Below are 12,647 nucleotides of genomic sequence, written 5' to 3' on the forward strand. Positions count from 1 at the left end.
GAAGAGGGAACGTATGAAGAAGAGAATCGCCTTGCTGCTGGGCGCGGCCCTGTTGTTCGCAGGATTTGCCCAGGCGGCGGACAAACCACTGGTGCGCATCGGCGCGCGGGTGTTCACCGAACAGACCGTGCTCGCCGAAATCACCGCCCAATACCTGCGCGCCAATGGCTTTGACGTGCGCGTAACCACCGGCCTTGGCAGCAGCATCGCCCGCCAGGCCCAGGAAACCGGCCAGCTCGACCTGATGTGGGAGTACACCGGCGTGTCACTGGTGTCCTACAACCACATCGACGAGCGCATGCCAAGCGCCGAGGCCACCTATGCCAAGGTCAAGGAACTGGACGCGAAGAAAGACCTGATCTGGCTGACCCCGTCAAAATTCAGCAATACCTATGCATTGGGCCTGCCCAAACAGGTCGCCGAGGCCTACCCGCAGATCAACTCGATCAGCGACCTCAACCAGGTGCTGCGTGACGAAAGCAAGCGCAATCACCTGGTGGCGCTGGACACCGAGTTCGCCAACCGCCCGGACGGCCTGGTCGGCTTGAAGGACCTGTACGACCTGCAAGTCGGCCGCGCCAACATCCGCCAGATGGACGCGGGCCTGGTCTACACCGCCATGCACAACAACCAGGTGTTCGCAGGCCTGGTCTACACCACTGACGGGCGCCTGAGCGCGTTCAACCTCAAGCTGCTCGAAGACGACAAGCACTACTTCCCCGACTACACCGCGGCGCCGGTGGTGCGCAGGGCCGTGCTCGACGCCAACCCGCAACTGGTCGGCCTGCTCAAGCCTCTGGCCGAGCAGCTTGATGACGAGACCATGCGCCAGCTCAACGCCAAGGTCGATGTCGAGCACCAGAACCCGACCGCCGTTGCCGCCGCGTTCCTGCGTGAGCACCCCCTCAAGGAGGTCCAGCCATGAGCCTGCTCGACACGTTCGCCCACCTCGACTGGGCCCAGGTACTGCAACTGACCTGGCAGCACATCATGCTGGTCGGCATCGCCGTCAGCCTGGCGATCCTCGTCGGCGTGCCGCTAGGCATCCTGATGACCCGCTTCCCGGCCGTCGCCGGGCCACTGCAGGCCAGTGCCACGGTGCTGCTGACCATCCCGTCGATCGCCCTGTTCGGCTTGCTGCTGCCGTTCTATTCCAAGTTCGGCCAGGGGCTGGGCCCCCTGCCGGCGATCACTGCCGTGTTCCTGTACTCGCTGCTGCCGATCCTGCGCAACACCTACCTGGCCCTGACCAACGTCGAGCCCGGCATCCGTGAAGCCGCACGCGGCATCGGCATGACCTTCGGCCAGCGCCTGCGCATGGTCGAGCTGCCCATCGCCGTGCCGGTGATTCTCGCCGGCGTGCGCACCGCCGTGGTGATGAACATCGGCGTAATGACCATTGCCGCAACCATCGGTGCGGGTGGCCTGGGCGTGCTCATCCTCACCTCCATCAGCCGCAGCGACATGTCGATGCTGCTGGTCGGCGCCGTGCTGGTCAGCCTGCTGGCGATCATCGCCGACCTGCTCCTGCAAACCCTGCAACGTGCCCTGACTCCAGAAGGACTGCGCTCATGATCGAACTCAAGAACCTCAGCAAGACCTTCAACGTCAACGGCAAGGACGTCAAAGCCGTCGACTCGGTCAGCCTGACCGTCAACGAAGGCGAAATCTGCGTGTTCCTCGGCCCCTCGGGCTGCGGCAAGAGCACCACGCTAAAGATGATCAACCGCCTGATCACGCCGACTTCCGGCCAGGTGTTCATCAACGGCGAGGACACCACCGGCCTGGACGAAGTTACCTTGCGCCGGCACATCGGCTACGTGATCCAGCAGATCGGCCTGTTCCCCAACATGACCATCGAGGAGAACATCACCGTGGTGCCGCGCCTGCTCGGCTGGGACAAGCAGAAGTGCCACGACCGCGCGCGCGAGCTGATGAGCATGATCAAGCTCGAACCCAAGCAGTACCTGCAACGTTATCCGCGGGAACTGTCTGGCGGTCAGCAGCAGCGTATCGGCGTGATCCGTGCGCTGGCGGCCGAGGCCCCGGTACTGTTGATGGACGAGCCGTTCGGCGCGGTTGACCCGATCAACCGCGAGATGATCCAGAACGAGTTCTTCGAGATGCAGCGGGCGCTGAACAAGACCGTGATCATGGTCAGCCACGACATCGACGAAGCGATCAAGCTGGGCGACAAGATCGCCATCTTCCGCGCCGGCAAGCTGCTGCAGCTCGACCACCCGGACACCCTGCTGGCGCACCCGGTGGATGACTTCGTCAGCAACTTCGTCGGCCAGGACAGCACGCTGAAACGCCTGCTGCTGGTGCGGGCCGAGGATGCTGCAGACAACGCACCGTCGGTCAGCCCGCAGACGCCGGTCAGCGATGCGCTGGAGTTGCTGGACGAGCACGACCGCCGCTACGTGGTGGTGACCGATGCACAGAACAAGGCGCTGGGCTATGTGCGCCGGCGTGACATGCACCGCCAGCAAGGCACCTGCGGGGAGTTCCTGAGACAGTTCAATGCCACGGCTTCGCACGATGAGCATCTGCGCATCCTGTTGTCGCGGATGTACGAGTTCAACCGGGCGTGGTTGCCGGTGCTGGATGCCGAGCAGGTGTTCCTGGGCGAGGTGACGCAGGAGTCGATTGCGGCTTACCTGAGCTCGGGGCGATCGCGCGGGGCGAAGACCAGTATCGTTTCGCCGGCCGAGGCGGCGGTTTCCTGATTACGGGGAGCGCATTGCGCTCCAATCGCCGGCAAGCCGGCGATTGGAGCACTGCAGGTCAGAACCCTACACTGGCCTGCACATAGAAGGTCCGTGGCTCACCCACATAAAGGCCGGCGTTGTTGTCGCTGGAGCGCGTGAAGTACTGCTTGTCGAACAGGTTCTTCACGCCTGCCGCCACCTTGAGGTTGGACATCTTCGGCCCGAAGTCATACCCGCCACGCGCATGCCAGGTCACGTAACCCGGGATGTCGCCATACTGCCCATCGGCGCTCGGCTCGGTGATGTAGTCACCGTTGAAGCTGCCATCGGCGTTGATCCCGGTGCCCGGTGCACGCTGCTTGGATTGGGCATAGGCATCCAGGTTCCAGGTCCAGCGGTTGACCTCGTAACGCACGCCGGCAGTGGCCACCTGGCGTGAGTAGAACGGCAGGTCACGGCCCTTGAAGCCGGGAATCTCACCTTCGTACGTGGCGCGGGTGTAGGTGTAGCCGCCGTTCACCGACAGGCCTTCCAGACGCGGATCCAGCCCGGCCAGGTCATAGCGCACCGATGCTTCGATACCCTGGTGCTTGGTGGCGCCCAGGTTGGTCCAGCCCACCTCGTTGCTGATGTACTGCAACTCGTCATCGAAGTCGATGTAGAACGCCGTCAGCTCACCGGCGAAGCCGCCGTTGTCATAGCGCGTGCCCACCTCGTAGGTCTTGGCCTTTTCCGGCTCCAGGCCATTGGCCGTGCTGTTGCCGGTGCCGCCCTGGCCCAGCTGGAAGTACTGCAGGCTGCCGAACGAGGTCTCGTAGTTGGCGAACACCTTCCAGGCATCGGAGATGTGGTACATCACGCTCAGCGCCGGCAGCGGCTCGTTGCTGGTGATACTGCGCTTCTTTTCCGCCACTGGGCGATTGTTGGCGTCCAGCACCGGGCGGTCGCGCCAGTCGGTATTGATGTGCTCGAAGCGAATGCCCGGAGTGATGGTCCAGTTGCCGACGTCGATCTTGTCGTCGATGTAGTAGGCACTGGCCTCGGTGCCGCCGCTGCGGTCCTGGAACACATGGCCGTCGGACGTCGGGGTCACGGTCGGCACGTTGTCGATCAGCGCCAGGCGGGTCGACTGTTCGCGCATGGCCTCTTTCAGGTAGCGGTAGCCGACGCTCACTTCCTGGGTGGTCGGGCCGGCGAAGAAGATCCGCGACACACGTGGCTCGATGGCGAAGGTGTGGTAGTTGCGCGGGTACGACGACAAGGTCTTCATGTCCCGCGAGGCGATGGCGCTGCCGCGGAAGCTGTCGGTGTAGTAGGTCAGCACTTCGAACTGGGTGGCCTCGTCGAGCTGGCGCTGCCACTTGAACGACACATCCTTGCGCCGGCCGGCGAAGTAGTCGTAGTCGCGCAGCGACTGGTACGGGTTGCTGTCGTACTGCGCCTGGGTCAGGCCGCCGGGCATGTCGGCGCGGCCATCGTAGTAATGGAAGTTGAGCCAGAATTCATCGACGTCGGTCGGTGCCCAGTGGGTCTTGAGAATAACGTCGTCGATATCGTTGCCGTTGTTGCTCTCGCGGTAGCCGTTGCCGTTCACGCCGGTGTACAGCAACGCCACGCCCATGCCGTTGTCGGCGGTGCCGCCGACGAAGGCCGACTCGGTGTGCTTCCAGCCACCGTGCTGTGAGGTTTCCAGGGTGGTGGACAGCTCCGCCGAGGCCTTCTCCGGGATTGCCCGGGTAACGAAGTTGATCACCCCACCGACGTTCTGCGGGCCATAGCGCACTGAGCCTGCACCGCGCACTACGTCGATGCTGTCGAGGTTACCCGAGGAAATCGGCGCCATCGACAACTGCGGCTGGCCATAAGGGGCGAAGGCGGCCGGGATGCCATCGATCAGCACGGTCGAGCGCGGCGACAGGCGCGAAGTCAGCCCGCGCACGCCAACGTTCAACGACAAGTCACTGCCACCGGTGCCGTTGGAGTCCTGCACCTGTACCCCTGGGATACCACGCAGGACATCACGCACGTTCATTGCGCCCTTTTCCACCATCGCCTCACGACGCACCACGGTGCGTGCGCCTGGGTGGTTCTGCACCACGGCCTGGTCGGCATCGCCAAGCCAGTCTCCGACCACCTTGATGTCGGTGGGCGCCAGCTCCAGGCTACCGCTGCCCAAGTCGAGGGTGGTCGGCAGCGGCTTTACCACCACGGTGTCCTGGGACATTTCGAAGGTCAACCCGCTGCCTTGCAGCAACTGTTGCAACGCCTGCACCGGCGCCAGGTTGCCGGACACCGCCGGGGCCTGTTTGCCGGCCACAACCTCTGGGCTGTAGAACAGCTGCAGGTTGGTCTGCTGGCCCAGCTGGCTCAGCGCCGAAGCCAAGGGTTGTGCCTGGATATGGATGGCGGCGCCAGCCTGTTCGGCGTGGCCGTCGACGGCCACGGCACTGACCGCGAGGGCCAGCGCCAGGGCGCGCAAGCGTGGCAGAGGTTTTTTGTTGTTCACGTCGTCAAGACATCCTGAAGTTCGGGATAAACGCCAACCGCATGCAAATGAAAATGCTTGGCAGTTGCAGCTGGCGAGGAAGACGAACGAGCTGAAAAAAACCTGAATCTATTTCGCGATTATTTCGCGAGAGCCGTCTTCATGGGTTTTGATGGCCACTGGCAGGATGCTCGGCAGGGCGCGCAGCAGGGCATCGGTATCGTCGGTGCTGAACGTGCTGGACAGCCGCAGCTGCGCCACTTTGCCGGGGGCAACGCGCAGCGGCTGGGTGCGGTAACGCGACGCTTGCGCCACCACCTCGGCCAGGGTCGCGTTGTCGAACACCAGCTTGCCCTGGCGCCAGGCGGTCAGCGCTGCAGCATTGACCGCGTAGGGCGCCGCCACGTTGCCTTGTGCATCTATAGAGGCGCCCAGCCCGGCCGTGAGTTGCGCCAGCGACGCGTCCCTGCCCTGCACGCGCACCGAACCCTGCTCCACCGCCACGCGGGTGGCGCCCGGGTCAAGGCGCACATCGAAGCGGGTGCCAGTGACGGTCACGCTGCCCTGGGCGGTATCGACCACGAACGGCCGGCCGCTGTCGTGGGCGACGATGAACATCGCTTCGCCGGCATCCAGCAGAATGTGCCGACTCCCGGCGCTGAAATCGACTCGCAAACGCGTACCGCCGTTGAGCTCCAACTGCGAGCCGTCCGGCAATTCGACCTGGCGGCGCTCGCCAAAGGCGGTCTGCACATGGGCCTGGTGATTGAGCCGCTGGTGTTGCCAGCCACCCCAGCCAAGCCCCAGGGCAACCGCTGCGATACCGGCCGCCAAAGCCTGGCGCACGAAGCGCCGCCGGGGCAATTGCTGCACGGGCTCTGGCTGGCATAGCGCTTCGAGGCGCTGACGCGGGATAAAGTCGGTGGCGCGCCACAGGCTGGCAAGCTGCTCGTACTCTTCGCGGTGTTGCGGGTCGCTCGCCAACCAGGCGCGCAGCTGTACCTGCAGCCCGGCATCGCGAGGCGCATCCTGCACGCGGGCAAACCATTCGGCCGCCTGCTCACGGACGGTAGCGGTACCGTGCTGTTTCATGGGTAGGGTCTCCTGACTCATCGTGCCGACACATCCAGGTGCTCGCGCAGATGTCGCAGCGTGCGAATCATATACTTTTCGACCATGTTCTTGGTCAAACCCATGCGCTCGGCGATCTCGGCCTGGGTCAGGCCTTCGAGCTTCTGCCAGATGAACACCCGCCGGCAGTTGAGGGGCAGCTCGGCCAGCGCGCGCTCGACGCTATCGGCCAGCTGCAGGGCGTGCACGTAGGCTTCAGGGTCGCCGCTAGTGCTGGGGCTTTCATGGAACGCCTCCAACTCCAGCACTTGGCGCCGGTCTTCACGGCGGAAACCATCCACGGCAATGTTGCGGGCAGTCTGGTGAAGGTAGGCGCGTGGCTGCTCGACCTCCTCGCGCGGGTTTTCCAGCACCCTGACGAAGGCATCGTGGGTGAGGTCCTCGGCCTGCTGACGACTGCGCAGCTTGCGCGTCCAGGTGCCGATCAGCTCATGGTAGTGGTCGAGGAAGCCTTTGGGTCCGGACACGGTCGGGGTCGCCAGCAAAGAGCCAGAAAAGGGTGCGAATAGTAATGGTTCTCATAAAAATCGGCAAATCCGCCAGTCGGTAACAAAAAATTTATGGGTGATTTCATGCACGGCAGTGCCAAGGAAATGTGGCCATAAATATGAACACCCCAGGCCTTTTCGCGGTTGTGCCCACGCCTGCCTGAACGGTGCGATCCCTATGGAAGCGGGCTTGCCCGCGAAGGGGGCAACGCGGTCTATTCCACAATATTTAACGCTTGAAACATCACAGGGAACATCTGCCGGTCACACGAGTCGGTTATTCAAACGATGGGGCCTCAATCCACGACGAACAGCCCCGGATTGCCTGTTGATCTTGCTTTCTTCACGCCCTAAAGTGCGCGCCGAACGTCCATGCTGGAAACGATCCATCCGGCTCAAGTACTGAGTAGGCGAACCAAAGTGGGGATACGGAGGACGTTCAGTTTGCAGCCACTTATCTTTTCAGTTTGCCCATGGAGTCCCTGAGCATGTCGATCCAGGTCGAAGACTATTTCGCGCGTGACACCTTCCAGAAAATGAAGGCGTTCGCCGACAAGCAGGAAACCCCGTTCGTACTCATCGATACCCAGATGATCAGCCAGGCTTATGACGACCTGCGCGCCGGTTTCGAGTTCGCCAAGGTGTACTACGCCGTCAAGGCCAACCCGGCGGTCGAGATCATCGACCTGCTGAAAGAAAAAGGTTCGAGCTTCGACATAGCCTCGATCTACGAGCTGGACAAGGTGATGGGCCGCGGCGTCAGCGCCGACCGCATCAGCTACGGCAACACCATCAAGAAGTCCAAGGACATCCGCTACTTCTACGAGAAGGGCGTGCGCCTGTTTGCCACCGACTCCGAAGCCGACCTGCGCAACATCGCCAAGGCCGCGCCGGGCTCCAAGGTTTACGTACGTATCCTCACCGAAGGCTCGACCACTGCCGACTGGCCGCTGTCGCGCAAATTCGGCTGCCAGACCGACATGGCCATGGACCTGCTGATCCTTGCCCGCGACTTGGGCCTGGTGCCTTATGGCATCTCCTTCCACGTGGGTTCGCAGCAGCGTGACATCAGCGTGTGGGATGCTGCCATCGCCAAGGTCAAGGTGATCTTCGAGCGCCTGAAAGAAGAAGACGGCATCGAACTGAAGCTGATCAACATGGGTGGCGGCTTCCCGGCCAACTACATCACCCGTACCAACAGCCTCGAAACCTACGCCGAAGAGATCATCCGCTTCCTGAAGGAAGACTTCGGTGATGACCTGCCGGAAATCATCCTCGAACCAGGCCGTTCGCTGATCGCCAACGCCGGCATCCTGGTCAGCGAAGTGGTGCTGGTGGCACGTAAGTCGCGCACCGCCGTCGAGCGTTGGGTGTACACCGACGTGGGCAAGTTCTCCGGCCTGATCGAAACCATGGACGAGTCCATCAAGTTCCCGATCTGGACCGAGAAGAAAGGCGAGATGGAGGAAGTGGTGATCGCCGGCCCGACCTGCGACAGCGCCGACATCATGTACGAGCACTACAAGTATGGCCTGCCGCTGAACCTGGCAATCGGCGACCGCCTGTACTGGCTGTCGACCGGTGCCTACACCACCAGCTACAGCGCGGTGGAATTCAACGGCTTCCCGCCGCTGAAGGCTTACTACCTGTAAGCAGAACGGGGCCGCAAGGCCCCGTTTCGTTTTGCCTGAACCGGCCCTATCGCCGGCAAGTCGGCTCCCACAGGTACTGCACAAGGCTCGAGGCCTGTGCTGGCCCCTGTGGGAGCTGGCTTGCCGGCGACAGGGCCAGTACCGACGCCATCACACTTCGCGCTGTGCTATCTCTTCGGCATACTGCGCCGCAAAGGCCATCATCACTGGCCCCGCCCCCTGCAAGGTGACCAAAGCACTGCGCAGGAAATTCAGGTTCCCCTCAACCCGCGCCTGCTCCAGCCACTGCCCTGCCTCGGCCACCTGCCCGCGTTCGACCAATACCAGCGCCAGGCTGAACATCCCACGAAAATCCCCCGCCTCGGCCGAACGCCGATACCAGCGCACGGCCCGCGCCGGACTGGGCGCCGTCGCGATGCCCTGCTCAAGATATCGCCCATACAGGTTCATCGACTTGGCATGCCCCTGCTGCGCAGCCTTCTCATAGCACATCAGGGCCTGCGCCTGATTGGCCGGCACCCCACGCCCGGTGGCCAGCAGGTTGCCAAGGTTATACAGGCCCCAATCCAACCCGGCATCCGCCGCGCGGGCATAGTGAACCGCAGCCTGCGTCACACTCGCCTCGCCGCCCCAACCATGCTCCAGGCAACGCCCGAGCATGTTGTGCGCCATGGCACTGCCAGCCTGCGCGGCAATGCCGAACCAGCGCCGGGCCACGCCGGCATCCGCTTCGATACCACGGCCGTCGAGCAGGATCTGCCCCAACAGCAACTGCGCCTCGACCACGCCCTGCCCCGCCGCCGCCAGGATCGCCTGGGCGGCCTTGCCGGGGCTTTCTTCCAGCTTGGCCTTGAGGCCTGCGACATCCACCACTTCTTCACGACGCAGCTGGTAAGACACGGTTCAGACCTCGGCCCAGCGGCGCAGCAGGTTGTGGTAGGTGCCGGTCAGTTGCAGCAGCGAGGGGTGCTCGGGCACATCGGCAGTGAGTTGCTGGATGGCATTGTCCAACTCGAACAGCAAGGCCCTCTGGCTGTCTTCACGCACCAGGCTCTGGGTCCAGAAGAACGCCGCATAGCGCACGCCACGGGTCACAGGGTTGACCTTGTGCAGGCTGGTGCCGGGGTACAGCACCAGGTCGCCGGCGGCCAGCTTGATTTGCTGTACGCCGTAGGTGTCCTGGATCACCAGTTCGCCACCGTCGTAACGGTCGGGGTCGCTGAGGAACAGCGTCGAGGACAAGTCGGTACGCACCCGCTCCGGGCTGCCTGTGGGCTGGCGCAAGGCATTGTCGATGTGGAAACCGAAGTTGCCACCCTCGCGGTAACAGTTGATCAGCGGCGGGAATACCTTGTGCGGCAGGGCCGCCGACAGGAAGCGCGGGGTTTTCCACAGGCGGTCGATCAGCGCGCTGCCGATTTCCTTGGCCAGTGCATGCCCCTCAGGCAGCTGCAGATTGTGCTTGGCCTTCGCCGACTGGTAGCCGGCCGTGACCTTGCCATCGGCCCAGTCAGCCTGCTCCAGGGCCTCGCGGATGCGGGCGAGCTCGTCGGCGTCGAACAAGCCGGGAATGTGAAGCAGCATGGCGGCGGCACCGTCAAGAAATGTAAAGGCGCCAATGATATTGATTCCCTTTTAGGGTGTACAAGCCCTTTCGGCGCCTAAGACGTTTCAGCTCACCTGAACCGTAAAGAGAATTTGTAAAGATTGTAAATTTATCGCGAATGGTAACGAGTCTCAATTGTTAGTTACAATCGCTTACACTATGATCCGCGGCCTTCACACCTTGGGGAAGGTCCATAACAATGCGTCAATTCGTGCCCGCTGCAGTGTCTTCACCCCGCTTGATCGTGACTGCCATCGGCGTCGCCCTCAGCGCTTCGTCCGCTTACGCCGCCGATCCAGCCGCCAATAACGCCGTTACCCTCGATGCGACCAGCGTCAATGGCAAGGCTGAACAGGCCAGCACCGATTACAAGGTCGAGAAGGCCTCGTCGCAGAAGTACACCGCACCGTTGGTGGACACCCCGCGCTCGGTCACCGTGATCCCGCAGCAAGTGATCAAGGACACCAACGCTCTGAGCCTGCAGGATGCACTGCGCACTGTGCCAGGCATCACCTTTGGCGCTGGCGAAGGCGGCAACCCACAAGGCGACCGCCCGTTCATCCGCGGCTTCGACGCCCAAGGCGATACCTACCTGGACGGCGTGCGCGATACCGGCGCGCAAACCCGCGAAATCTTTGCCATCGAATCGGTTGAAGTGGCCAAAGGCCCGAACTCAGCCATTGGCGGCCGCGGTGCAGCCGGCGGCACCATCAACCTGGTGAGCAAGCGCGCGCACCTGGGCAACTCGCTGGACGGCGCCTGGACCTGGGGCAGCGACCAGACCCAGCGTTACACCTTCGATGGCAACTACCAGTTCAGCGACACCGTTGCCGGTCGTCTCAACCTGATGACCCACGAAAGCAACGTTGCCGGCCGTGACAAGGTCAACTACGACCGTTGGGGCATCGCCCCGTCGCTGGCCTTCGGCCTGGGCACGCCGACCCGCGTCAACCTCGACTACTACCACCTGGAAAGCGACGACCTGCCGGACTCGGGCATCCCGTACACCATCCCGACCGGTGGCAGCGGCGCGCGCACCTCAGCGCACCCGAGCAAGCCGAACGATGGCGGCGACAGTGACAACTTCTATGGCCTGACCGGCCGCGATTTCCGCAAGAGCCGCGTCGACATCGCGACCTTCGCCATCGAGCACGACCTGACCGACTCGCTGACCGTCAAAAACACCCTGCGTCACGGCAACAGCATGCAGGACTACATCCTGACCCAGCCTGACGACAGCAAGGGCAACGTCAACAACGGCAGCGTCTGGCGCCGCGCCAACACCCGTGTTGGCAACACGGCCACCACCACCAACCAGACCGACCTGTTCGGCGAGTTTTACCTGGGCGGGTTGAAGAACAGCTTCTCCACCGGTATCGAGCTGAGCCGCGAGGAGAGCAAGCGTTCGTCTTACACCGTCGATACCAATACGGGAGGCTCGACGGCATCGACGTGCAACCCTAGCCTGATCGGCGCGAACAGCGGCTACAACTGCACCTCGCTGAGCAACCCGAACCCGGACGATCCGTGGAACGGTAACATTGCCCGCAACTACGCGGGCACCGATACCAAGAGCAACACTCGCGCCCTCTACGTCTTCGACACCCTTGAGCTGACGCCGGACTGGCTGTTGAACATGGGCCTGCGCTACGACCACTTCGACACCCAATACCGCACCTATGACGCCGCTGGCGCCACCGTGGTCAACAGCAAGGGCGTTGCCTCCAAGGGCCGCGACACCAGCGAATTCATCACCGGCCAGCTGGGCCTGGTGTGGAAACCGGCCGAAAACGGCAGCATCTACGTCTCTTACGCCACCTCCGCAACACCACCCGGTGCAATGCTGGGTGAAGGTACCGAAGGCAACCCGCTGGGCAACACCAGCGACCGCGCCGGCAACCTGCTGAGCAGCGACATGGAGCCTGAGGAAACCACCAACTACGAAATCGGCACCAAGTGGGACCTGCTCGACCAGCGCCTGTCCCTGGCCGCCGCGCTGTTCCGCACCGAGAAGGAAAACGCCCGCGTCCAGGTGGACACCACCACCTACGAAAACGTCGGCGAAACCCGCGTGCAGGGCATCGAGCTGTCGGCCAGCGGCAAGCTCACCGACAAGTGGCAAGTCTTCGCCGGCTACACCTACATGCAGGCCCGCCAGATCGACGGCGGCCCATTGGGCAAGGCCAACGACGGCAACCAGTTGCCGAACACGCCGAACAACAGCGCAAGCCTCTGGACCACGTACGCGATCACGCCGAAGCTGACCGTCGGTGGCGGCGCCTTCTACGTGGATGACGTCTACGGCAGCGTGGCCAACACCACCATGGTCGACAGCTACGTGCGCTACGACGCCATGGCCGCCTACAAGCTGACCAAGAACGTCGACCTGCAGCTGAACGTGCAGAACCTGACCAACGAGGTCTACTACGACAAGGCATTCTCCACCCACTTCGCCAACCAGGCGGCGGGCCGGACCGCCCTGCTGACCACCAGCGTCCACTTCTAAAGCAGCAACCCAGAGCCCCGTTCATGCCAGTGAGCGGGGCTTTTGCGTATCAAGGCATAATGCACGCC

General features: G+C 63.1%; 10 protein-coding genes. 5 read left to right on the forward strand and 5 right to left on the reverse strand.

The genetic code is table 11. The features are described from left to right. The first annotated feature begins 13 nt into the window (after window positions 1–13). The 3 genes from ACIPIJ_RS03990 to ACIPIJ_RS04000 are packed head-to-tail and all read left to right on the forward strand — an operon-like array spanning window position 14 to window position 2,729. Complete coding sequence (locus tag ACIPIJ_RS03990) at window positions 14–925, forward strand: glycine betaine ABC transporter substrate-binding protein (protein WP_401072876.1); 912 nt, start codon at window positions 14–16, stop codon at window positions 923–925. Further along, a complete protein-coding gene (locus ACIPIJ_RS03995) occupies window positions 922–1,575 on the forward strand; it encodes an ABC transporter permease (RefSeq protein ID WP_008090677.1) in 654 nt (217 codons plus the stop codon). The genes ACIPIJ_RS03990 and ACIPIJ_RS03995 overlap by 4 nt, the downstream gene beginning before the upstream one ends. Next, window positions 1,572–2,729 (forward strand): betaine/proline/choline family ABC transporter ATP-binding protein, encoded by a 1,158-nt coding sequence (locus ACIPIJ_RS04000; protein WP_401072878.1) that lies wholly within the window; start codon window positions 1,572–1,574, stop codon window positions 2,727–2,729. Before ACIPIJ_RS03995 ends, ACIPIJ_RS04000 begins: the two co-directional genes overlap by 4 nt. Window positions 2,730–2,787: 58 nt before the next feature. Here ACIPIJ_RS04000 and ACIPIJ_RS04005 read toward each other — a convergent pair whose 3' ends face one another. The 3 genes from ACIPIJ_RS04005 to ACIPIJ_RS04015 all read right to left on the reverse strand — a co-directional run bounded on the left by ACIPIJ_RS04005 (window position 2,788) and on the right by ACIPIJ_RS04015 (window position 6,794). Further along, window positions 2,788–5,217 carry a TonB-dependent siderophore receptor gene (locus ACIPIJ_RS04005; protein WP_401072880.1) on the reverse strand — a complete coding sequence of 810 codons (2,430 nt, stop codon included), beginning with the start codon at window positions 5,215–5,217 and terminating at the stop codon, window positions 2,788–2,790. A gap of 108 nt (window positions 5,218–5,325) precedes the next feature. Continuing rightward, window positions 5,326–6,288 (reverse strand): FecR family protein, encoded by a 963-nt coding sequence (locus ACIPIJ_RS04010; RefSeq protein WP_401072882.1) that lies wholly within the window; start codon window positions 6,286–6,288, stop codon window positions 5,326–5,328. 17 nt (window positions 6,289–6,305) lie between these two features. Further along, window positions 6,306–6,794 (reverse strand): RNA polymerase sigma factor, encoded by a 489-nt coding sequence (locus ACIPIJ_RS04015; protein WP_401072884.1) that lies wholly within the window; start codon window positions 6,792–6,794, stop codon window positions 6,306–6,308. 509 nt (window positions 6,795–7,303) lie between these two features. Here ACIPIJ_RS04015 and ACIPIJ_RS04020 point away from each other — a divergent pair. Continuing rightward, window positions 7,304–8,467, forward strand: coding sequence for a type III PLP-dependent enzyme (locus tag ACIPIJ_RS04020; RefSeq protein WP_401072886.1), 1,164 nt, complete (start codon window positions 7,304–7,306; stop codon window positions 8,465–8,467). A gap of 150 nt (window positions 8,468–8,617) precedes the next feature. Here ACIPIJ_RS04020 and ACIPIJ_RS04025 read toward each other — a convergent pair whose 3' ends face one another. After that, window positions 8,618–9,367: a tetratricopeptide repeat protein gene (locus ACIPIJ_RS04025; RefSeq protein ID WP_401072888.1), complete on the reverse strand. Its 750-nt coding sequence runs from the start codon at window positions 9,365–9,367 to the stop codon at window positions 8,618–8,620. Between the two features lie 3 nt (window positions 9,368–9,370). Continuing rightward, window positions 9,371–10,051 carry a Fe2+-dependent dioxygenase gene (locus tag ACIPIJ_RS04030; RefSeq protein WP_401072890.1) on the reverse strand — a complete coding sequence of 227 codons (681 nt, stop codon included), beginning with the start codon at window positions 10,049–10,051 and terminating at the stop codon, window positions 9,371–9,373. 221 nt (window positions 10,052–10,272) lie between these two features. Between ACIPIJ_RS04030 and ACIPIJ_RS04035 the strand changes: the two genes are divergently transcribed. Beyond that, window positions 10,273–12,579, forward strand: coding sequence for a TonB-dependent receptor (locus tag ACIPIJ_RS04035; RefSeq protein WP_401072892.1), 2,307 nt, complete (start codon window positions 10,273–10,275; stop codon window positions 12,577–12,579). Window positions 12,580–12,647 lie beyond the last annotated feature (68 nt).

Origin of the sequence: Pseudomonas sp. NPDC087185 (assembly GCF_044744955.1) — a bacterium.
Taxonomy (GTDB): domain Bacteria; phylum Pseudomonadota; class Gammaproteobacteria; order Pseudomonadales; family Pseudomonadaceae; genus Aquipseudomonas.

Coding starts and splice junctions, on each gene's coding strand:
- ACIPIJ_RS03990 (WP_401072876.1), top strand. CDS start 14: ATGAAGAAGAGAATCGCCTTGCTGCTGGGCGCGGCCCTGTTGTTCGCA.
- ACIPIJ_RS03995 (WP_008090677.1), top strand. CDS start 922: ATGAGCCTGCTCGACACGTTCGCCCACCTCGACTGGGCCCAGGTACTG.
- ACIPIJ_RS04000 (WP_401072878.1), top strand. CDS start 1,572: ATGATCGAACTCAAGAACCTCAGCAAGACCTTCAACGTCAACGGCAAG.
- ACIPIJ_RS04010 (WP_401072882.1), bottom strand. CDS start 6,288: ATGAAACAGCACGGTACCGCTACCGTCCGTGAGCAGGCGGCCGAATGG.
- ACIPIJ_RS04020 (WP_401072886.1), top strand. CDS start 7,304: ATGTCGATCCAGGTCGAAGACTATTTCGCGCGTGACACCTTCCAGAAA.
- ACIPIJ_RS04030 (WP_401072890.1), bottom strand. CDS start 10,051: ATGCTGCTTCACATTCCCGGCTTGTTCGACGCCGACGAGCTCGCCCGC.
- ACIPIJ_RS04035 (WP_401072892.1), top strand. CDS start 10,273: ATGCGTCAATTCGTGCCCGCTGCAGTGTCTTCACCCCGCTTGATCGTG.